Annotated in this window: 20 protein-coding genes; 16 read left to right on the top strand and 4 right to left on the bottom strand. The window is 73.5% G+C overall.

Features of this window, described 5'->3' with window-relative positions; genetic code table 11:
• Positions 1–17 precede the first annotated feature (17 nt).
• From ABDB74_RS20375 to ABDB74_RS20350, 6 genes are all read left to right on the top strand, one after another.
• The gene (locus tag ABDB74_RS20375) at positions 18–869 is read left to right on the top strand and encodes a helix-turn-helix domain-containing protein (protein ID WP_346620746.1); all 852 of its coding nucleotides are present in this window, start codon (positions 18–20) and stop codon (positions 867–869) included.
• Positions 866–1294: a VOC family protein gene (locus tag ABDB74_RS20370; RefSeq protein ID WP_346620744.1), complete on the top strand. Its 429-nt coding sequence runs from the start codon at positions 866–868 to the stop codon at positions 1292–1294. Before ABDB74_RS20375 ends, ABDB74_RS20370 begins: the two co-directional genes overlap by 4 nt.
• A 68-nt stretch (positions 1295–1362) precedes the next feature.
• Positions 1363–2997 carry a phosphoglucomutase (alpha-D-glucose-1,6-bisphosphate-dependent) gene (gene pgm / locus ABDB74_RS20365; protein ID WP_346620742.1) on the top strand — a complete coding sequence of 545 codons (1635 nt, stop codon included), beginning with the start codon at positions 1363–1365 and terminating at the stop codon, positions 2995–2997.
• A gap of 61 nt (positions 2998–3058) precedes the next feature.
• The gene (locus tag ABDB74_RS20360) at positions 3059–4723 is read left to right on the top strand and encodes an alpha-amylase family protein (RefSeq protein WP_346620741.1); all 1665 of its coding nucleotides are present in this window, start codon (positions 3059–3061) and stop codon (positions 4721–4723) included.
• Complete coding sequence (locus tag ABDB74_RS20355) at positions 4720–6294, top strand: alpha-amylase family glycosyl hydrolase (RefSeq protein WP_346620740.1); 1575 nt, start codon at positions 4720–4722, stop codon at positions 6292–6294. Before ABDB74_RS20360 ends, ABDB74_RS20355 begins: the two co-directional genes overlap by 4 nt.
• A 139-nt stretch (positions 6295–6433) precedes the next feature.
• Positions 6434–7051 (top strand): hypothetical protein, encoded by a 618-nt coding sequence (locus ABDB74_RS20350; RefSeq protein WP_346620739.1) that lies wholly within the window; start codon positions 6434–6436, stop codon positions 7049–7051.
• Positions 7052–7071: 20 nt separating this feature from the next.
• Here ABDB74_RS20350 and ABDB74_RS20345 read toward each other — a convergent pair whose 3' ends face one another.
• Positions 7072–7971, bottom strand: a complete 900-nt coding sequence (locus tag ABDB74_RS20345; RefSeq protein WP_346620737.1) for a sensor domain-containing diguanylate cyclase — start codon at positions 7969–7971, stop codon at positions 7072–7074.
• 154 nt (positions 7972–8125) lie between these two features.
• Here ABDB74_RS20345 and ABDB74_RS20340 point away from each other — a divergent pair, with 154 nt between their 5' ends.
• Together ABDB74_RS20340 and ABDB74_RS20335 are read left to right on the top strand one after the other, a co-directional pair.
• Positions 8126–9061 (top strand): hydroxymethylglutaryl-CoA lyase, encoded by a 936-nt coding sequence (locus tag ABDB74_RS20340; RefSeq protein ID WP_346620736.1) that lies wholly within the window; start codon positions 8126–8128, stop codon positions 9059–9061.
• The gene (locus ABDB74_RS20335) at positions 9061–9576 is read left to right on the top strand and encodes a flavin reductase family protein (protein WP_346620735.1); all 516 of its coding nucleotides are present in this window, start codon (positions 9061–9063) and stop codon (positions 9574–9576) included. Before ABDB74_RS20340 ends, ABDB74_RS20335 begins: the two co-directional genes overlap by 1 nt.
• A gap of 94 nt (positions 9577–9670) precedes the next feature.
• Here ABDB74_RS20335 and ABDB74_RS20330 read toward each other — a convergent pair whose 3' ends face one another.
• Both ABDB74_RS20330 and ABDB74_RS20325 read right to left on the bottom strand, forming a co-directional pair.
• Positions 9671–10117, bottom strand: a complete 447-nt coding sequence (locus ABDB74_RS20330) for a hypothetical protein (RefSeq protein ID WP_346620733.1) — start codon at positions 10115–10117, stop codon at positions 9671–9673.
• Positions 10110–10475 carry a hypothetical protein gene (locus ABDB74_RS20325; protein WP_346620732.1) on the bottom strand — a complete coding sequence of 122 codons (366 nt, stop codon included), beginning with the start codon at positions 10473–10475 and terminating at the stop codon, positions 10110–10112. Before ABDB74_RS20325 ends, ABDB74_RS20330 begins: the two co-directional genes overlap by 8 nt.
• A gap of 210 nt (positions 10476–10685) precedes the next feature.
• Between ABDB74_RS20325 and ABDB74_RS20320 the strand changes: the two genes are divergently transcribed.
• From ABDB74_RS20320 to ngg, 6 genes are all read left to right on the top strand, one after another.
• Positions 10686–11699, top strand: a complete 1014-nt coding sequence (locus tag ABDB74_RS20320; protein ID WP_346620731.1) for a siderophore ABC transporter substrate-binding protein — start codon at positions 10686–10688, stop codon at positions 11697–11699.
• 79 nt (positions 11700–11778) lie between these two features.
• Positions 11779–12756, top strand: coding sequence for an iron chelate uptake ABC transporter family permease subunit (locus tag ABDB74_RS20315; protein ID WP_346620730.1), 978 nt, complete (start codon positions 11779–11781; stop codon positions 12754–12756).
• Entirely contained in the window at positions 12746–13774 is a 1029-nt protein-coding gene (locus ABDB74_RS20310) for an iron chelate uptake ABC transporter family permease subunit (RefSeq protein WP_346620729.1), read from the top strand. The genes ABDB74_RS20315 and ABDB74_RS20310 overlap by 11 nt, the downstream gene beginning before the upstream one ends.
• Complete coding sequence (locus ABDB74_RS20305; RefSeq protein ID WP_346620727.1) at positions 13771–14529, top strand: ATP-binding cassette domain-containing protein; 759 nt, start codon at positions 13771–13773, stop codon at positions 14527–14529. The genes ABDB74_RS20310 and ABDB74_RS20305 overlap by 4 nt, the downstream gene beginning before the upstream one ends.
• Before the next feature lie 134 nt (positions 14530–14663).
• Entirely contained in the window at positions 14664–16448 is a 1785-nt protein-coding gene (locus ABDB74_RS20300; RefSeq protein ID WP_346620725.1) for an N-acetylglutaminylglutamine amidotransferase, read from the top strand.
• 11 nt (positions 16449–16459) lie between these two features.
• Positions 16460–18217, top strand: a complete 1758-nt coding sequence (ngg, locus tag ABDB74_RS20295; protein ID WP_346620724.1) for an N-acetylglutaminylglutamine synthetase — start codon at positions 16460–16462, stop codon at positions 18215–18217.
• Positions 18218–18319: 102 nt separating this feature from the next.
• On the opposite strand, the gene ABDB74_RS20290 is transcribed toward ngg, so the two are convergent.
• Positions 18320–19417, bottom strand: coding sequence for a CaiB/BaiF CoA-transferase family protein (locus ABDB74_RS20290; protein ID WP_346620723.1), 1098 nt, complete (start codon positions 19415–19417; stop codon positions 18320–18322).
• 88 nt (positions 19418–19505) lie between these two features.
• Between ABDB74_RS20290 and crcB the strand changes: the two genes are divergently transcribed.
• Together crcB and ABDB74_RS20280 are read left to right on the top strand one after the other, a co-directional pair.
• Positions 19506–19892, top strand: a complete 387-nt coding sequence (gene crcB, locus ABDB74_RS20285) for a fluoride efflux transporter CrcB (RefSeq protein WP_346620721.1) — start codon at positions 19506–19508, stop codon at positions 19890–19892.
• Entirely contained in the window at positions 19889–20245 is a 357-nt protein-coding gene (locus tag ABDB74_RS20280) for a CrcB family protein (protein ID WP_346620720.1), read from the top strand. The genes crcB and ABDB74_RS20280 overlap by 4 nt, the downstream gene beginning before the upstream one ends.
• The last annotated feature ends 71 nt before the right edge of the window (positions 20246–20316 follow it).

Genomic DNA, 20316 nt, shown 5'->3' with positions numbered 1-20316 from the left:
GCGGAACGATCCCCACCGTGCGGCAGGAGTCGGTGGTGCACCGCCCGCACCCCGCCCTGCGCCCGTACGTGGCCGCGGCCGTCGGCTACCGGCACGAGGGCTTCCCACCGGGCGAGCACCTGGGGCTGCCGTCCCCGTGGCTGACCGTCGTGGTGGCGATCGACGATCCGCTGGAGATGGCCGCCCACCCCGACCCCGCCCAGGCCCCCGGCGCGTTCGACACGCTCGTCGGCGGGCTGCACACCCGGCCGGCGCGGATCGTCCACCCCGGCCGGCAGGCGGGCATCCAGCTGTCGCTCACCCCGTGCGGCGCCCGCGCGCTGCTCGGCTCCCCGGCCGGTGCGCTGGCGTCCCTGGACGTGCCGCTGACCGAGTTGCTGGGCGCGGCCGGCACCGAGCTGGTGGATCGGGTGCGGGCCGCCGACGGCTGGCCCGCCCGGTTCGCGGCCCTGGAGGCGGTGCTGCTGCGACGGCTGCGCCCGGTTGCCGTGCCGGCCGAGGTGCGCGAGGCCTGGCGGCTGACGACGGCGGCCGGGGGCCGGTTGCCCGTGGGGGAGGTGGCCCGCCGGATCGGCTGGTCCCCGCGCCACCTGGAGCAGCGGTTCCGTGCCGAGACGGGGCTGGGGCCGAAGCAGGCCGCCCGCGTGGTGCGCTTCGACCGGGCCCGGCGGGCGCTGGCCGCGCGGGTGGCCGCCGGCGGCGCCCCCGACCTCGCCGCCCTCGCCGTGGGTACCGGCTTCACCGACCAGGCGCACCTCACGCGGGAATGGCGGGCGTTCGCCGGCCTGCCGCCCACGCGCTGGCTGGCGGCGGAGTTCGGGTACGTACAAGACACCGCTGCCCTGGCCGCGGCACTGTCGTCGGCATGACGACGACGCAGCAGACCGACCAGCAGCAGACGACGCCGGCCCCCACGGTCTGGCCGGCGTTCCGGGCCCGCGACGCGCGGGGGCTGATCCGCTTCCTCGTGGATGCGTTCGGGTTCGAGGAGACGGCCGTGTACGGCGAGGGCGACCGGGTCGACCACGCCCAGCTGTCCTGGCCCGAGGGCGGCGGGGTGATGCTCGGCTCGGTGCGGGACGACGGCGGGCAGTGGCCGGTGGAGTCGACCGGCTGCTACGTGGTCACCGCCGACCCCGACGCCGTGCACGCCCGTGCGGTCGCGGCCGGCGCCGAGATCGTCCGGCCGCCGTACGACACCGACCACGGGTCCCGGGACTTCGCCGCGCGCGACCCCGAGGGCAACCTCTGGCAGTTCGGCACGTACCCCGGGGAGCCGCGCCGGGCGGAGTGAACCCGGAGGGGTGGGCGTAGCCGCCACTGGGCTCGCGCCCACCCGCCGGTCCGGCCAAGATCAACGGCATGAGTGATGCCCGTGCCGGCCGGCCCGCACAGCCCAGCGACCTGATCGACGTCGCCTCGCTCGTCACCGCCTACTACACACGCGAGCCCGACCCGGCGGATCCGGCGCAGCAGGTGGCGTTCGGCACCAGCGGGCACCGGGGGTCGGCGTTCGACGCGGCCTTCAACGAGGCGCACATCCTCGCCACCACGCAGGCGATCTGCGAGTACCGCGCCGCGCAGGGCTACGACGGGCCACTCTTCCTCGGCCGGGACACCCACGCGCTGTCCGAGCCGGCGTGGGCCTCGGCGCTGGAGGTGCTGGCCGCCAACGACGTGACCGTCCTCGTCGACGCCGCCGACCGGTACACGCCCACACCGGCCATCAGCCACGCGATCCTGCGGGCGAACGCCGGCCGCACCTCCGGCCTGGCCGACGGCATCGTCGTCACGCCGTCGCACAACCCGCCACGCGACGGCGGCTTCAAGTACAACCCGCCCAGCGGCGGCCCGGCCGGCACCGATGCGACCAGCGTGATCGCCGACCGCGCCAACGAGCTGCTGCGCGCGGGCCTGGGCGGGGTGCGGCGCATCCCGTTCACCCGGGCCCGCGCCGCGGCGACCGCGCACGACTTCCTCGGCGACTACGTCGACGACCTGCCCTCGGTGCTCGATCTCGACGCGGTCCGCTCGGCCGGCGTGCGCATCGGCGCGGACCCACTCGGCGGAGCCAGCGTCGACTACTGGGCCGCGATCGCCGAGCGGCACCGGCTGGACCTCACCGTGGTCAACCCGCTGGTCGACCCCACGTGGCGGTTCATGACGCTGGACTGGGACGGGAAGATCCGGATGGACTGCTCCTCGCCCTCGGCCATGGCCTCCCTGATCGGGGCGAAGGACGAGTACCGGATCGCCACCGGCAACGACGCCGACGCCGACCGGCACGGCATCGTCACCCCGGACGCCGGGCTGATGAACCCCAACCACTTCCTCGCCGTCGCCATCGCCTACCTGTTCGAACACCGGCCGCAGTGGGGCGCCGACGTCGCCGTCGGCAAGACCCTGGTGTCGTCGTCACTGATCGACCGGGTGGTCGACGGCCTGGGCCGGCGGCTGGTCGAGGTGCCGGTGGGCTTCAAGTGGTTCGTCCCGGGCCTGCTCGACGGGTCGGTCGGCTTCGGCGGCGAGGAGTCCGCCGGCGCCTCCTTCCTGCGCCGGGACGGCGGGGTCTGGACGACGGACAAGGACGGCATCCTGCTGGCCCTGCTCGCGTCGGAGATCCAGGCCGTGACCGGCCGGTCCCCGTCGCAGCTGCACGCCGAGCTCACCGAGCGGTACGGCTCCTCCTCCTACGCCCGCGTCGACGCACCGGCGAGCCGCGAGCAGAAGGCCGCCCTGGGCAAGCTCTCCCCCGAGGCCGTCCGGGCCACCGAGCTCGCCGGCGAGCCGATCACGGCGAAGCTGACCCGGGCGCCCGGCAACGACGCCGCGATCGGCGGCCTCAAGGTGACCACCGAGAACGCTTGGTTCGCCGCCCGGCCGTCGGGCACCGAGGACGTCTACAAGATCTACGCGGAGTCCTTCGCCGGCCCCGAGCACCTCGCGCGCGTGCAGGAGGAGGCCCGCGCCGTGGTCACCGCGGCCCTCGGCAGCTAGGCGGACACGGCCGTGCCCGCCCGGTGAGGTGGGACGGCGGATCATGGGTAGGGCGGGGAGCATGTTCGATCCAGCCGTCAGCGACCAGTGGTGGAAGAACGCCGTCGTCTACTCCGTGGACGTCGAGACCTTCATGGACTCCGACGGGGACGGCGTCGGCGACTTCCGTGGTCTGACGCACCGCCTGCCCTACCTGTCCGGCCTGGGCGTCACCTGCCTGTGGCTGCTGCCGTTCTATCCCTCGCCGGGACGGGACGACGGCTACGACGTCAGCGACTACTACACCGTGGATCCCCGGCTCGGGACGCTGGGCGAGTTCGTCGAGTTCGTCCGCACCGCCCGCGACCTCGGGATCCGGGTGGTGATCGATCTCGTGGTCAACCACACCTCCAGCGAGCACCCCTGGTTCCAGTCGGCACGCCGGGACCGGGACTCCCCGTACCGCAACTGGTACGTGTGGGCCGACGAGCGGCCGGAGGACGAGGCGAAGGTCATCTTCCCGGACAAGGAGGAGAGCAACTGGGCCTGGGACGAGGAGGCCGGGCAGTACTACCTGCACCGCTTCTACTCGTCGGAGCCCGACCTCAACACGGCCCACCCCGACGTCCGCGACGAGATCCACCGGGTCATGGGCTTCTGGCTGGAGCTCGGGGTCTCCGGGTTCCGGGTGGACGCCGCGCCCTACCTCATCGGCGCGACCGGGGTCGAGCACCAGATGCCGCAGGACCCGCACCTGATCCTCCAGGACATGCGCGGCTTCCTCTCCCGCCGGCGCGGGGACGCCGTCCTGTTCGGTGAGGTCAACCTCGATCCCGGTGACCGCGAGAGCTTCTTCGGTGACGGCGGCGAGATGACCGGGCTGTTCAACTTCATCCTGTCCGGAGCGGTCTTCGCCGCGCTCGCCCGCGGCGAGGCCACTCCGCTGGCCGAGCACCTGCGCAGGACGCCGTCCCCACCGCGGACCTCGCAGTGGCTCAACTTCCTGCGCAACCACGACGAGCTGAACCTCTCCCGGCTGCCGGCCGACGAGAAGGACGACGTCATGACCGCCTTCGCGCCGGACCAGGAGATGCGGATCTACGGCCGCGGCATCCGGCGGCGGCTGCCACCGATGGTCGACGGCGACCGCAGGCGCATCGAACTCGCCTTCAGCCTGCTCCTGACCCTGCCCGGCACCCCGGTGCTGCTCTACGGGGAGGAGATCGGGATGGGCGACGACCTGGCCATCGAGGGGCGCAAGAGCGTGCGCACGGTCATGCAGTGGGCCGACGGGCCGAACGGCGGCTTCTCCAACCGCCGCGACGGCGAACTGGTCGCCCCGGTCGTCGACGACGGCCCGTTCCGCTACCAGGAGGTCAACGTGGCCGAGCAGCGGCGGCGCGAGGACTCGCTGCTCAACCGGGTGGAGCGGGCGATCCGCGTGCGCAAGGAGTCCCCGGAGTTCGGCTGGGGCGCCTGGACGGTGCTCGACTCCGGTGATCCGCGGGTGCTCGTCCACCGGTGCGACTGGCTGGACGGCACCGTCCTCGCCGCGCACAACCTGTCCGGCGACGACGTGGAGACCCGGATCGAGCTGACCGACGGCGGCCGGCTCGAGGAGGTGGGCGACATCTTCGGCAACGACCGCTACGAGCCGTTCGACCCGGACGATCCCCGCGTCGCTCTCGGGCCCTTCGGCTACCGGTGGCTGCGGGGCCGGCGTCCGGGCAGCGGGATGGCGCTGTGACCGCCCGGTGGGCCCCCGGCGAGGCGGCCACCCCGTGGTGGCGCAGCGGCGTGGTCTACCAGATCTACCCGCGGTCCTTCGCCGACGCCTCCGGTGACGGGATCGGCGACCTGGAGGGCATCCGGAGCCGGCTGGACCACCTGAGCTGGCTCGGCGTGGACGTGCTCTGGCTCTCGCCGATCTACCGCTCGCCCATGGCCGACGCCGGCTACGACATCGCCGACCACTGCGACGTCGATCCCCTGTTCGGCGATCTGGCGGCCTTCGACCGGCTGCTCGCCGACGTCCACGACCGGGGCATGCGGCTGATGCTGGACTGGGTGCCCAACCACACCAGTGACCAGCACCCGTGGTTCCTGGACTCGCGAGCCTCCCGCACGTCGGCCCGCCGGAACTGGTACCTGTGGCGGGACGGCGAGCCGGGGACACCGCCGAACAACTGGCTGGCGCAGTTCACCGGCGGACCGGCCTGGACCTGGGACGAGCACACGGCGCAGTGGTACCTGCACCTCTTCCTGGCCGAGCAGCCCGACCTGAACTGGGCCGAGCCGGCCGTGCAGGAGGCGATGCACGACGTCCTCCGGTTCTGGCTGCGGCGCGGGGTGGACGGCTTCCGCGCGGACGTCGTCCACCTGATCGGCAAGGACCCGGGCCTGCCCGATCACCCGCCGGAGCTGGTCGGCACGAACATCGTGCACAGCCACGACCTGCCGGTGACCCACGAGCTGCTGCGCGGCATCCGGGCGGTGCTCGACGAGTTCCCCGGTGACCGGGCCATGGTCGGCGAGGTCAACCTCCGCTCCCCCGCCCTCATCGCCCCCTACTACGGTGCGGGCGACGAGCTGCACCTGGCGTTCAACTTCGTCCCGCTCTCCGGTCCCTGGGACGCCTCCTTCTGGCGCTCGGCCGTCGAGGAGATCCTGGCGGCGCTGGCGCCCAGCGGCTCCTGGCCGACCTGGGTGCTGTCCAACCACGACAACCCCCGCCATCGCACCCGCTACGGCGGGTCGGAGGAGCGGGCGCGCGCCGCCGCGGTGCTGCTGCTCACCCTGCCGGGCACGCCGTTCCTGTACGCGGGTGAGGAGCTGGGGCTGGAGGACGCCGTCGTCCCGCCGGACCGGCGGGTCGACCCGGGCGGCCGCGACGGCTGCCGGGCGCCGATCCCCTGGACGGCGGCGGAGGGCCACGGCTGGCCGCCGGAGCCCTGGCTGCCCTTCCCGCCGGATCCCGCCGCCCGCAGCGCCGCGGCGCAGCGCGACGACCCGGCCTCGGTCCTGCACCTCTACCGCCGGCTCCTGGCTGCCCGCCGCCGCTCGCCCGCCCTGTTCCACGGCAACTGGACGCCCCTGCCCGCGCCCGACGGCGTGCTGGCGTACGAGCGGGAGGCCGACCCCGATCGACGGGTCGTCGCGGTGAACTTCACCGACGCGCCGGCGCGGCTGCCGCTGGACGAGCCCGCGACCGTGGAGGTCTCGTCTGCCGGGCACGCGGAGGGAGACGCCTGGACCGGGAACCTGGGCCCCGCGGAGGCCGTGCTGCTCGCTCCGACGAGGACGACCGCCGCCCGGTGAGCGGTGGCGGCACGGCGGCCGGGACCGGACCGACCGGATCGCCGCCCGGCCGACGACGGACGGTGGCCCCCGACCCGACCGGGTGACCGACGCTCGTGTCGGGCCTGGTCACGAGGCCGACGGCGGGCAGACTGCCCGCATGAGCGACGGTCGGTACTGGGCCTCTCCGTCCGGCGGGCAGCCGGGCCCCGGGCAGCCGGGTCCTCCCCCGTACGGCCAGGCCCCGTACGGGATGGCGCCGTACGGCCAGGCCCCGTACGGGATGGCGCCGTACGGGCAGGCCCCGTACGGCCAGGGCCCGTACGGGCCGTTCCCCTACGGGCAGCCTCCGTACGGGCACCCGGGTCATCCCGGGTGGCCGGCCGGGGCGCGCCGCCCCACCGTCGTCACCTCGGCGGGCGTCCTCGGCATCGTGACCGGTGGGCTGACCGGCATCGGCTCGCTGTTCATGCTGCTGGCGGCCTTCGGCGGCGACGACGACCCGGCGACGGTGCTGCTCGTCCTCGGGCTCCCCTGCGCGGCCGGCCTGATCGCCGGTGGGGCGCGACTGCTGCAGGGACACCGCGCGGGGCTGCTCTTCGGCTCCGCGCTGACCGCGATCGGGGTCCTGTTCCTCGCCCTGGTCGCCGGCCTGCTGACGCTGGGCGACGGCGGCCGCTTCGGGATCACCGCGTTCGTGCTGTTCGCCAGCGTCCTGCCGATCGTGACCGCCGTCCTCGCGAAGCTCCGGGGGGTCACCGACTGGGTGGAGGGATGACCGGCGCCTGATCCGGCGGGTCAGCGACGCCGGGCGCGGCGACGGCGCCTCTTGTCGGCGTACATGTCGTCGTCGGCGGCGCGCACCGCCCGCTCGTACTCCTGCTCGGGGTCCTGGCCGCCCTGCACCGTGCCGATCCCGATGCTGATGCCCACCGGCACCTCGATGCCGTCGAGGTCCAACGGCTCGGTGACCGTCGTGCGCAGCCGGTCGGCCAGCGCCACGGCGTCCGGGCGCTCGGTGTTCTCGCAGACGATGCTGAACTCGTCGCCGCCCAGGCGGGCGGCGGTGTCGCTGGCCCGCAGCACCGACCGCAGCCGCTCGGCGAAGGAGACGAGGACCCGGTCGCCCATCGGGTGCCCCAGCTCGTCGTTGATCGCCTTGAACCCGTCGAGGTCGATGATCAGCACGCAGGTGGGGGTGTTCTCGCGGTGCCCCCGGTCGAGGGCGTGCCGCAGGCGGTCCTGGAACAGCAGCCGGTTCGGCAGACCGGTGAGGGGGTCGTGCAGCGAGCGGTGCACCAGCTGCGCCTCGAGCGCCTTCCGCTCGGTGATGTCCTCGAAGATGAGCACGAGGTGCGCGGCCTGCTCCTCGGCCTCCCGCACCCACGAGGCCGTGATCTGCACCGGGACGTCGGACCTGTCGGCACGGGTCAGGCGCGTCTCGTGCCGCATGGGACGGTCGGGATCCGCCGTGAGGCTGGCGTGTGCCTCCTCCGCGGCCGGAACGGCATCGGGGTGCACCAGCTCCATGACCGATCGGCCGTACAGCTCCTCCGGGGCGCGGCCGACCATGGCCGAGAGGGCGGGGTTGACGTCGACGAGGAGCCCGGCGGGTGTCGTCAGCGCGATGCCCATCGGCGCGTTGGCGAAGGCACTCCGCCGGTCCGCCGGGGGTAGCGCATCCGCGACCTCGACCACTCCACACCTCCTCTGCCTGCACACATCTTGCGGGACGGCGCCCACGAAATGCTCCCCGGATCGGCCGCTCCGGTTCGGTGACGCCTGATCGAGGGAACGTCGGGGAGGGGGTGCAGGATGCGGATGTACCCGTTGACCGCACGAGGAGGCACCGATGATGGAGTTCGACCTGGTCCTGCCGGCCGCGGTCGACGTCCGCGAGGTGGGCATGCGCGACGGGCTCCAGCTGGAGGCCCCCGTGCCGCTGGAGGCCAAGCTGGCCATGCTGGAGGCGCTCGTGGCCACCGGTGTCCGGCGCATCGAGGCGACGTCGTTCGTGTCCCCCAAGGCCGTGCCGGCGCTCGCCGACGCCGACGCGGTGGCGGCCGAGCTCTCCCGCTGGCCGGAGGTCCACTGGTCGGCGCTGGTGGCCAACCCGCGCGGCGCCGTCCGTGCGGTGGACGCCGGGGTCGCCGACCTCGAGTACGTCGTCTCGGCCTCCGACGGGCACAGTCGCGCCAACGCGGGGCGGAGCACCGCCGAGGCGGTGGGCGCCGTCGGTGAGATCGCCGCGCTCGCCCACGGCGCCGGCGGGTCCCTCGAGGTCATCATCGCCACCGCCTGGGACTGCCCGTTCGACGGTCGCACGCCGGTCACCCGCACGGTCGACGTCGCACGGGCCGCCGTCACGGCCGGCGCCGACCAGCTCTGCCTGGGCGACACCATCGGGACGACGACGCCGCTGCGCGTGGTCACCCTCGTCGACGCCGTCCGTCGCGCCTGCCCGGGCGTCGCCGTGGGCGTGCACTTCCACGACACCCGGGGCACCGGCCAGGCCAATGCGCTGGCCGCCGTCCAGGCCGGGGTCACGATGCTCGACTCGTCGGTCGGCGGGCTCGGTGGCTGCCCGTTCGCGCCCGGGGCCAGCGGGAACATCGCCACCGAGGAGCTGGTCTACATGCTCGAGGAGTCCGGCGTGCGCACGGGGCTGGACCTCGACGCCGTGCTCGCCGCCGCCCGGATCACCGAGGAGGCCGTCGGCCACGAGCTGCCGAGCTCGCTGTACCGGGCCGGTGGCCGGTCGGTGCCGCGTCCGGCCGAGGCGCGCTGATGGCGGCTGACGCGGCGTCGGAGCCGCCGCGGATCGTCGACCCCCGCCTGATGCGGGACGTGCTGGGCCACTTCGCCTCCGGGGTCACGGTGGTCACCGCCGACACGCCGGACGGGCCGATCGGGTTCACCTGCCAGTCGTTCAGCTCGCTGTCGCTGGACCCGCCGCTGGTCGCGCTCGCCCCGGCCCGCACGTCGGGCACCTGGGCCCGGCTGCGGGAGATCGGCCGGTTCTGCGTCAACGTGCTGGCCGAGGGGCAGGACGCCGTCTCGCAGAACTTCGCGCGGTCGGGCGCCGACAAGTTCGCCGGGGTGCCGTGGACGCCGAGCCCCCAGGGCTCCCCCGTGCTCGACGACGTCGTGGCGTGGATCGACGGCGAGCTCTGGGCGGAGTACGAGGGCGGCGACCACACGATCGTCGTCGCCCGGGTGCTCGACCTGGGCGCGGCCCCCGACCGCCGGCCGCTGCTGTTCCACCGCGGCGCCTACGGCCTGCTGCGCACCGGCGAGGCCTGAGCCCGGTGCCACCTGCCGCGTCCCGGGGACCGGCGACTCCCGGGCGGCACGGCCCGAGGCGACCGGCGGACCGTGCCGGCCCGGCGGCGGGGGATCAGTCGCGCGCCGGAGCGCCGTTCCGACGGGTGCGCGCGAGCAGCACCAGGCCGAGCACCGGCAGGACGAGCGGGATGTAGCCGTAGCCGCGGCCGTAGGCCGACCAGACCGTCTCGTCCGGGAACGCCGCCGGATCGGCCACCGACAGCGTGCCGACGACCAGCACGCCGACCAGCTCCACGACGATGGCGGCCAGCGCCGTCCGCCGGCCGGTGCGCCCGCCACGCACCAGGCCCGCGGTCGCCACCGCGTAGACGACAGCCGCCACCGCGGACAGCAGGTAGGCGACCGGCGCCTCCTCGAAGCGGGTGGCCAGCTGGACGCCGGCCCGTGCCCCGGCGGCGAGGGCGAAGATCCCGTAGACGAGCACCAGCACCCGCGCGGGACCGGCCGGGCCCCCGCTGCTCACCGGTTCCGCCGGCCGGCCCAGGCCCCGCTCACGCACCGGTGGCCTCCCACAGCTGCAGCAACCGCCACACCATGACGCCGACGGCCGCCGCCGCGACGGCGAGCACGATCCCGGCCCAGCGGGTCCGCTCCGCGTGCGCCCACAGGACGCCGGCGACCGGGATGAGCACGACGCCGAACAGGTAGCCCAGGAACGTCGGGGTGTCGGCCGGGGTGTCGCCGCCGGCCATGGCCACCGCCGCGATCGCCCCCTGCGCGAGCACCAGGGCCTCCAGCAGGCCCGCGCCGGCCAGGTGCAGCACACCGATGCGGCGGCCGGCGACCGAGGACGCCACGCCCAGGACGACGAGGACCGCCGCGACGACGCTGATCGCGACGACGAGCGGGGGCGTCACCGCACCCCTCCGGGACGGACGTCGGCAAGCGGCACGGCGACCATCCTCCCGCCGCACCCCGGGTGGGCCCGGATCGCCCCCCCCCCCCGGGCGGGTGCCGCCGAGGCCCGCCGGACGGCGTGATGATCCCCACCGTGGATCTCCGGAGACGGATGTGGCAGGTTAGCCACGCCTTACTAAGGCATGCCTTCCCGTAGCGATCGGAGCTCCATGCGCACCGCCGTCCGGCCCCTCGCGGCCCTCGCCCTTCCCCTCTCCGCCGTCCTGGCCCTCTCGGCGTGCGGTGGCTCGGACGCCGCTGCCGAGACCGCGGCCAGCGAGGCCGAGACCGTCACCTTCACCTGGGACCGGAACATCGCCGCCGAGGACGCGGACCCCCAGTACGAGGAGACGACGGTCGAGGTCCCGAAGAACCCCGAGAACATCGTCGTCTTCGACATGGCCAGCCTCGACACCATCGGTGCGCTGGGCGGTGAGGTCTCGGGCGCCCCGCTCGACTCGGTCCCCGAGTACCTCCAGGACGCCCTCGCCGACGACGCCTTCAACGTGGGCACCCTGTTCGAGGCGGACATCGTCGAGATCGAGGCGCAGCAGCCCGACCTCATCGTCATCGCCGGTCGCTCGTCGGCGCTGTACGAGGACCTGAGCGAGATCGCGCCGACCGTCGACCTGAGTCTCCGGGGCTCGTACACCGAGACCCTCGAGCGCAACACCACCTTCCTCGGTGAGGTGTTGGGTGCCGAGGACGAGGCGGAGGCGGCGATCGCCGAGCTCGAGGAGGGCATCGAGGAGGCGCGGGCCGCCACCGCGGACGCGGGTACCGGGCTCGGCCTGATGGTCTCCGGTGGCGAGCTCAGCGCCCTGTCCCCGTCCCGCGACAGCTCTGACGCGCGCGGCGCGCGCGGTGGGCTGATCTACGACGCCTTCGGCGTCGAGCCGGTGGTCGAGGACATCAGGGCCGCCACGCACGGCGAGCCGGTCTCCTTCGAGTTCCTCCTCGAGACGAACCCCGACCACCTCTGGGTCGTCGACCGCGACGCCGCCACCAACACCGAGGGCGCGCAGGCGGCCGCGGCGGTGCTCGACAACGAGATCGTCAAGCAGACGACCGCGTACCAGAACGACCAGATCATCTACCTGGACCCGACGGCCTGGTACGTCGTCTTCGGTGGGGTCGAGACCACGAAGATCATGATCGACGACGTCACGCAGATCGCCGGATGACCAGCGTGGCTCCGGCGGAGCGCCCATCGCGACGTCCGTGACGACGCTCGACCGAACCCCGACGAGCACCCCTGCCCGTGTGCGGCCCCGCCGCACCTGGGTGGGGGTGCTCGTCGCCGTGCTGCTCGTCGTCCTTGCGTTCGCGAGCCTGTTCGTCGGCGTCTCGGACGTGTCCCCGTCCTCGGTCCTCACGGGCGGCCCCGACAGCGACGCGGCCTTCCTGCTCGTGGCCAGCCGGATCCCGCGCACGGTCGCCGTGCTCCTCGCCGGCGCGTCGCTGGGCATCGCCGGCCTGATCATGCAGATGCTCGTGCGCAACAAGTTCGTGGAGCCGGGCACCACCGGCGTCAGCGAGTTCGCGACGCTCGGCATGCTCGCCACGATGGTCTTCCTCCCCGGCCTGGCCGTCGTCGGGAAGATGGGCGTGGCCGCGGTCTTCGGCCTCTTCGGCACCTGGGTGTTCCTGCGGGTGGTCCGAGTCGTGCCCGTGCGCCAGCTCGTGCTCGTCCCGCTGGTCGGCATCATGCTCGGCGGCGTCGTGGGCGCCGTCACGACGTTCTTCGCCTACCGCCTCGATCTCCTGCAGTCCCTCGGGCAGTGGTCGCAGGGCAGCTTCGCCACGATCATGCAGGGCCGGTACGAGTTCCTCTGGATCGCCGGGCTCATGGTCGTCCTCGCCTGGGTGGCCGCCGATCGGTTCAGCGTCATCGGCCTCGGGGAGGAGTTCGCGACCAATCTGGGGCTGGACTACCGGCGGGTCGTCGCCGTCGGCATGGTGATCATCGCCGTGATCACGGCGGCGGTGCTCGTCACGGCGGGCATGATCCCGTTCCTGGGACTCGTCGTCCCGAACATCGTCAGCCTGATCATCGGCGACAACGTGCGCCGGTCGATCCCGTGGGTCGCCGGGATCGGAGCCGTGTTCGTGCTGGCCTGCGACCTGATCGCGCGGGTCGTGCGCTTCCCCTACGAGATCCCGCTCGGGGTCATCGTCGGCATCATCGGTGCGGCGCTGTTCCTCTGGCTGCTGCTGCGGAGGCGGAGCCGTGCTCACTGACCCCGTCCCCACCGAGTCCGGTGCCCTGCCCGAGGCCGGCCTGCACCGCAGCCGGCTCGGCGTCTCGTGGGCGAGGCCACGGGTCCGCCTGGGCGTGCTCGGTGCGGCCGTCCTGGTCCTGACCGCCGTCTACCTCTTCACCGCGGTCCCCGGTTCGCTGTCCTTCGCCCTCGAGGTCCGCAGCCTCACGGTGGTCGCGATGCTGGTGGTCGCGACGGCCGTCGGGGTGTCGACGGTGGTGTTCCACACGATCACGCAGAACCGCATCCTCACCCCGTCGATCATGGGCTTCGACGCGTTCTACGTGCTGATCTCGACGATCATCGTGTTCTTCTCCGGCTCGGCGGCGTTTCTCGGGTTCGACCAGCTCACCCTGTGGCTCGTCCAGGTCGTGGTGATGGTCGCCTTCAGCGTGCTGCTGTTCACCTGGCTGTTCGGCGGCAAGCGGCGGTCGCTCCACCTCATGCTGCTGGTCGGCATCGTGCTGGGCACGTTCTTCCGCGCGTTCACCGAGTGGATGCAGCGGATGCTCGACCCGCTGGACTTCCAGGTGCTCTCCGACGCGATGTTCGCGTCCCTCACCCGGCCCGACGAGATGCTGCTGCTGCTCACCACTGGGCTCGTCGTCCTCGGGTGCGCGGCGGTCGTGCCGCTGCTGCGCGTCCTCGACGTGCTCACGCTGGGTGAACCGGCCGCCGTGGGGCTGGGGGTGGACCACCGGCGGGTGGTGATGGTCCTCTTCGCGAGCGTCTCGGTGATGATCGCCGCGTCCACGGCGCTGGTGGGCCCCATCCTGTTCTTCGGCCTCATCGTGGCGAACCTCGCCTACTCCTACGCAGGGTCCTTCCGGCACGTGTGGACGCTGCCCACCGCCGTGCTTATCGGCGTCATCTGCCTGCTGGGTGGTCAGCTGATCCTGGAACGGCTGTTCGGCTTCGGCGGAACCCTGTCCACGGTCATCGACTTCGCCGGTGGCCTGTTCTTCCTGTACCTCGTGCTGCGGAAGGGGGCGCGGTGATCGCGCTCGAGAACGTGACCAAGCGCTACGGCGACCAGACGGTCGTCGACGACGTCTCCCTCGCGTTCGGCGGTGAGGGCGTGACGGCGCTCATCGGCCCGAACGGAGCCGGCAAGTCCACGCTGTTCGGCCTGGTGGGCCGCCTGCTCCAGGCGGATGCCGGGAGGGTCTCGGTGGACGGCATGGACGTCGCGACGACGCCGTCGCACGAGCTCGCCAAGAACCTCGCGGTGCTGCGCCAGGACAACCACATCGCGGCGCGCCTGACCGTGCACGACCTCGTGGAGTTCGGCCGCTTCCCGCACTCGCGGGGACGGCTCACCGTGCACGACCGCGAGCACATCGAGAGCGCGATCGACTACCTCGGTCTCGGCGTCTACCGGGACCGGTTCCTGGACGAGCTCTCGGGCGGCCAGCGGCAGCGGGCCTTCATCGCGATGGTGCTCGCGCAGGACACCAAGTACGTGCTGCTCGACGAACCGCTCAACAACCTGGACCTGCGGCACATGACGGAGATCATGCGGCTGGTCCGCAGGATGGCCGACGAGCTCGGCAAGCGGATCGTCACCGTGCTGCACGACATCAACTTCGCGGCGACCTACGCCGACCGCATCGTCGCGATGCGCGACGGGATCGTGGTGGCGGACGCCCCGGCGCGCGAGATCATGCGCCCCGACGTGCTCGCCGCCGTCTACGACACCACCGTCGACGTCCGCGAGATCGACGGGAAGCCGGTCGCCCTCTACTACGGATGAGCAGCGTGGCGGTCGGATCCCCGGCCCGGTTCCACGTGGAACAGCGCGGATGCCCGGTGACCTGCGCCACGGCTACGCCCGACCGGGCGCCCCCGCGTCGCGCACACGTGGCGGCGAGGGTTAGATCTTTGTGCATGTGCGGCCTCAGTGGCGAGATCACGTTCGACGGTTCGATGGCCGACACGACCGCGGTCACCCGCATGGTCGATGCCCTGGTCCCGCGCGGGCCGGACGGGCAGGGCTTCTGGGGCAACGGCCGGGTGGCCTTCGGGCACCGCCGGCTCTCGGTCATCGACCTCTCCACCTGCGGCTCCCAGCCGATGGTGGACAACGAGCTGGGCCTGACCGCGGTCTTCAACGGCTGCATCTACGACTACCAGGAGCTGCGGGCCGAGCTGGAGGGCCACGGCTACCGCTTCTTCTCCCACAGCGACACCGAGGTGATCCTCAAGGGCTACCACCACTGGGGCACCGACGTCGTCTCGCGCCTGCACGGCATGTTCGCCTTCGTCATCGCCGAGCGGGACACCGGCCGGGTCGTCATGGCCCGGGACCGGCTGGGCATCAAGCCGCTCTACGTCTCCGAGACGCCGGGCAAGCGGCTGCGTTTCGCCTCCACGCTCCCGGCGCTGCTGCGCGCCGGTGACGTCGACACCTCCGTCGACCCGGTGGCGCTGCACCACTACCTCAGCTGGCACGCGGTGGTGCCCGCCCCGCGGACCATCCTCAACGGCGTCCGCAAGCTGCCGCCGGCCACGGTCCGGGTGATCGAGGCCGACGGGACCAGCCGGGAGCACCGCTACTGGGAGGCGCGGTACGAGCGCCGGCCCGAGCACGCGGGCTGGTCGGCGCGGGACTGGGAGGACGCGATCGAGGAGGCGCTGCGGGTCGCCGTCCGCCGCCGCCTGGTCGCCGACATCCCGGTCGGCGTCCTGCTGTCCGGTGGCCTGGACTCCAGCCTGATCGTCGGCCTGCTGGCCCAGGAGGGGCAGACCGGCCTGGCCACCTACTCGATCGGCTTCGAGTCCGTCGGCGGCCGCGAAGGTGACGAGTTCGCCTACTCCGACGTCATCGCCGAGCACTTCGCCACCGACCACCACCGCATCCGCGTGGGGTCCGACGAGCTCGTGGGCGCGCTCGGGCACGCCATCGGTGCGATGGCCGAGCCCATGGTCAGCCACGACGCCGTCGCCTTCGACCTGCTCAGCGAGCGGGTCAGCCAGTCCATCCGGGTCGTGCAGTCCGGGCAGGGCGCCGACGAGGTCTTCGCCGGCTACCACTGGTACCCGCCGCTGGCCGGGGTCGGCCGGGACGAGGCGGTGCAGACCTACGCGAAGGCCTTCTTCGACCGGGACCACGCGCAGATGCGGCAGGTGGTCTCGGGCCGCTACGCCCTCGACCAGGACCCGAGCCTGGCGTTCGTGCGGGAGCACATGTCGGCCCCGGGGGCCCAGACGGCCGTCGACGCAGCGCTGCGCCTGGACAGCGAGGTCATGCTCGTCGACGACCCGGTGAAGCGCGTCGACAACATGTCCATGGCGTGGGGCCTGGAGGCCCGGGTGCCCTTCCTCGACCACGACCTGGTGGAGCTGGCGGCGATGTGCCCGCCGGAGCTCAAGCTCGCCGACGGCGGCAAGGGCGTCCTGAAGGCGATCGGCCGGCGGATCATCCCGCCGGAGGTCATCGACCGTCCCAAGGGCTACTTCCCGGTGCCGGCGATCACCCACCTGCAGGGCAAGGTGCTCGACCTGGTCAAGGACGCCCTCTCCAGCGACGCCGCCCGCGACCGTGGCCTGTACCGGCCGGAGTACGTGCGGGAACTGCTCAACGACCCGAACGGCGAGCTCACCCCGCTGCGGGGGAACAAGCTCTGGCAGCTCGGGCTGCTCGAGCTCTGGCTCCAGACGCACGCGGTCTGACGGGGATCGCCATGGCAGCCCGGCTCGCCGGCCACCGACGCCGGACCCCGGTGACCAGCACGCCGGCCTTCACCGACCGGTCCTGGCGGAAGCCGTCGGACCACCAGCTCCAGGGCATGGGCTCCGACGTCGTCCTGGACATGGGGTGGGGCCGCCTGGTCTTCGGCCAGACGTTCTCCGATCTGCACGGCATCGTCGACGCCCTGCGCGCCGAGGAGACCGGCGAGCGGGACATCTGCATCTACCCCCGGGACCCGCACGTCCTGGTCGGCCTCGCCCCCGACGAGCTGTTCATCGACCCCAGCTACACCTACCGGCTCGACCTGCACCGCTACCGGGCCCGGCACGAGCTCATCCGTGGGGTGTTCGTGCGCACCGCCACCTCGCGCGCCGACATGGTGGCGATCAACGAGATCTACGCGCTGAACGGCATGGTGGTGGGCGACGCCGACGTCATGTGGCGCAACCACCGCACCCGCTGCTTCACCTACCTGGTGGCCGAGGACCAGCGGACCGGCAAGATCGTCGGCACCGTCACCGGCGTCGACCACACCCTGGCCTTCGACGACCCGGAGGGCGGCACCAGCCTGTGGTGCCTCGCCGTGCACAACCAGGACGCCCCTCCCGGTGCCGGCGAGGCCCTCGTGCGGGTGCTCGCCGAGCGCTACGTCGGCCGCGGCCGCGCGTACCTCGACCTCTCGGTCATGCACGACAACTCCGGGGCGATCGCCCTCTACCGGAAGCTGGGGTTCAGCCGGGTCTCCGCGGTCTGCGTGAAGCGCAAGAACCCGATCAACACGCCGCTGTTCGCGGCCCGCCCGCCCGGGCTGGAGGGGCTCAACCCCTACGCGCTGGTCATCGCCGAGGAGGCCCTGCGCCGCGGTGTCCGCGTCGAGGTCACCGACGCCGAGTGGGGCGAACTGCGGCTGTCGGTCGGCGGCCGGACCGTGGTGACCCGGGAGTCGCTGTCGGAGTTCACCACCGCGGTCGCGATGAGCCGCTGCGACGACAAGCGGGTGACCCGCCGGATCATGGAGCGGGCGGGGGTGCGCGTCGCCCGGGGGGCGCTGGCGCACGAGGACGACCTGGCCGCCGCCTCGGCCCTCCTGCGCGAGGTCGGCGCGGTCGTGGTCAAGCCGGCCCGCGGCGAGCAGGGTCAGGGCATCACCGTGGGCGTCAAGGGCGACGCCGCTCTCGAGCGGGCCGTGCGGTTCGCGGCGCAGTTCTGCCCGGACGTGCTGGTGGAGGAGCTGGTGCCGGGCCAGGACCTGCGCGTGGTGGTCATCGACCGGGAGGTCGTCGCCGCCGCGGTCCGGCGTCCGGCGGAGGTGATCGGTGACGGCCGCAGCTCGGTCACCGAGCTGGTGCGCACCACCAGCCGGCGCCGGGAGCGGGCGACCGGTGGCGAGTCCCGGATCCCGCTGGACGCGACGACCACCGAGGTGGTCGCCGATGCCGGCTACGCGATGGACGACGTCCCGCGCAACGGCGACCGCATCCAGGTGCGGCGGACGGCGAACCTGCACACCGGCGGCACCATCGAGGACGTCACCGGCCAGCTGCACCGGGAGATCGCCGACGCCGCCGTCCGGGCGGCCGTGGCCCTGGACATCCCGGTGACCGGCATCGACTTCCTGGTGCCCGACGTGGCCGGCCCGGACTACGTCTTCATCGAGGCCAACGAGCGGCCCGGGCTGGCCAACCACGAGCCCCAGCCGACCGCCGAGCGCTTCGTCGACCTGCTCTTCCCGGAGACCCGCCGCCGCTAGGCCCCCCCGCCCGCCGTCGATGATCAGGTGACCTGATCATGGCGCGTCCTCCCTCGCGGTCGGCGGTGAGGGAGGACGCCGCCCGGTGAGGGAGGACGCCGGTCAGAGGCCGAGCTCGGCGCGGATCTCGTCGCTGTGCTGGCCAGGAGCCGGGACCTGGCCGACGGCGCCCGGGGTCGCGGAGAAGCGCGGGGCGACGGCGGGCTGCAGCGTCCCGTCGACCTCGACGAAGACGCGGCGCTCGCGGTTGTGCTCGTCCGTCGTCGCCTCCAGCAGCGACCAGACGGGCGCCACGCAGGCGTCGGTGCCCGCGAACACCTGCCACCACTCCGCACGGGTGCGGGAGGCGAACACCTCCGTGAACCGCTCGCGCAGCGCCGGCCACTGGCGGGGGTCGGCCCGGTCGGGCAGCGACTCGTCGCCGGCCAGCTCGAGCCCGGCCAGCAACGCCGCGTAGAACTGCTCCTCGAGCGCCCCGACGGCGAGGAACTGCCCGTCCGCACAGCGGTAGACGTCGTAGAACGGCGCGCCGGTGTCGAGCAGGTTGCGGCCGCGGCGGTCGGTCCAGACACCGGCGTCGAGCATGCCGTGGATCATCGTGGTCAGGACGGCGGTGCCGTCGACGATCGCGGCGTCCACCACCTGACCGCGGCCGGTGCTGCGGGCGTGCAGGAGGGCGGCGAGCGCGCCGAGGGCGAGGAACACTCCCCCGCCGCCGAAGTCGCCCAGCAGGTTCAGCGGCGGCGCCGGCCGCTCGTCCGGCCGCCCGCTGGCCCCCAGCGCGCCGGTCAGCGCGATGTAGCCGATGTCGTGGCCGGCGGAGGACGCCAGCGGGCCGGTCTGCCCCCAGCCGGTCATCCGGCCGTAGACCAGCGCGGGGTTCTCCGCCGTCAGCTCCGCGGGGCCCAGCCCCAGCCGCTCCATGACGCCGGGCCTGAACCCCTCCAGCAGGACCTCGGACCGCCGGACGAGGGCCCGCACCACCTCGACGTCGGCCGGGTCCTTGAGATCCAGGGCGATCGAGCGCTTGCCGCGGTCGAGCAGCGAGGTGGCGCCGAGCGAGCCGAGCAGCCCTCCGCGGGCGCCCTTCCGGTCGATGCGGACGACGTCGGCGCCCAGGTCGGCCAGCAGCATCCCGCAGAACGGGCCCGGACCCAGCCCGGCGAACTCGACGACCCGCACACCCTCGAGCGGCCCCACGGCGTCCTCCTCTGCCCCGGGCCGCGGACGTGCGACCCTCCCGGGGGCATGCTGCCCGACCCCGGATCCGGAGGGAGAGCCAGGTCACATGGCGTACCTGCTGGCGGCCGTGGGGGGTGCGCTGGGCTCCCTGGCGCGGTGGGCGCTGGCCGTGGTGGTGCCCTCCTCCCCCGGGGGCTGGCCGTGGGCCACCCTGCTGGTCAACCTGACCGGCTGCTTCCTGCTCGGCGCGCTGCTCGCCGCCCTGGCCGCCCGGTCCCCCGAGCCACCTTGGGTGCGGCCGTTCCTCGGCGTGGGGGTCCTGGGCGGGTTCACGACGTACTCGACGTTCGCCGTGGAGGTGGTCGGGCTGGTCGACGGCGGGTTCCCGGTCCTCGCCGTGGGTTACGTGCTCGCCTCGGTCGTCGGGGGCGTCGCCGCCGTCGTCCTGGGTGCGCGGGTGGCCCGCCGACCGGGCGGGCGGCCGGCCCGGTGACGCCGCTGCTGGTGGCCCTGGGCGCCGCGGTGGGTGCGCCGCTGCGCCTGCTGGCCACACGGGTCGCGGGCCGGGGTGGGCGCGACCCGGCCCCGGGGACGCTGGTGGTCAACGTGGCGGGGAGCGCGGTGCTCGGTCTGCTGCTGGGCCTGGCCGACGTCCCGGCCGGCGTCGTGGTGCTGGTGGGCACCGGGTTCTGCGGTGCTCTCACCACGTTCTCCACGTTCGGTGCCGACGTCGTCCGGCTGCGGGCCGACGGCGCGCTCGCGCGGCCGCTGGCGTACCTCGGCGCGACCCTGGTGCTGGGCCTGGGCGCCGCTGCGGGCGCCTACCTGACCGCCCGCGGGCTGTGACGCCACACGCTCCCCGAACCACCCCCAGGGGGTACCCGCGCCCCACCCGGGGAGCGGGGGCTCGACCCGGT

This window comes from Blastococcus sp. HT6-4 (assembly GCF_039679125.1).
Classification (GTDB): Bacteria; Actinomycetota; Actinomycetes; order Mycobacteriales; family Geodermatophilaceae; genus Blastococcus; species Blastococcus montanus.
Note: the sequence above shows the minus strand (reverse complement) of the source record. Positions and strands in the feature narration are given on the sequence as shown.

What these genes read in the sequence shown, in the direction of transcription:
- ABDB74_RS20370 (WP_346620744.1), top strand. Translation starts at nt 866, where the DNA reads ATGACGACGACGCAGCAGACCGACCAGCAGCAGACGACGCCGGCCCCC.
- pgm (WP_346620742.1), top strand. Translation starts at nt 1,363, where the DNA reads ATGAGTGATGCCCGTGCCGGCCGGCCCGCACAGCCCAGCGACCTGATC.
- ABDB74_RS20360 (WP_346620741.1), top strand. Translation starts at nt 3,059, where the DNA reads ATGTTCGATCCAGCCGTCAGCGACCAGTGGTGGAAGAACGCCGTCGTC.
- ABDB74_RS20350 (WP_346620739.1), top strand. Translation starts at nt 6,434, where the DNA reads ATGAGCGACGGTCGGTACTGGGCCTCTCCGTCCGGCGGGCAGCCGGGC.
- ABDB74_RS20340 (WP_346620736.1), top strand. Translation starts at nt 8,126, where the DNA reads ATGATGGAGTTCGACCTGGTCCTGCCGGCCGCGGTCGACGTCCGCGAG.
- ABDB74_RS20335 (WP_346620735.1), top strand. Translation starts at nt 9,061, where the DNA reads ATGGCGGCTGACGCGGCGTCGGAGCCGCCGCGGATCGTCGACCCCCGC.
- ABDB74_RS20320 (WP_346620731.1), top strand. Translation starts at nt 10,686, where the DNA reads ATGCGCACCGCCGTCCGGCCCCTCGCGGCCCTCGCCCTTCCCCTCTCC.
- ABDB74_RS20300 (WP_346620725.1), top strand. Translation starts at nt 14,664, where the DNA reads ATGTGCGGCCTCAGTGGCGAGATCACGTTCGACGGTTCGATGGCCGAC.
- ngg (WP_346620724.1), top strand. Translation starts at nt 16,460, where the DNA reads ATGGCAGCCCGGCTCGCCGGCCACCGACGCCGGACCCCGGTGACCAGC.
- crcB (WP_346620721.1), top strand. Translation starts at nt 19,506, where the DNA reads ATGGCGTACCTGCTGGCGGCCGTGGGGGGTGCGCTGGGCTCCCTGGCG.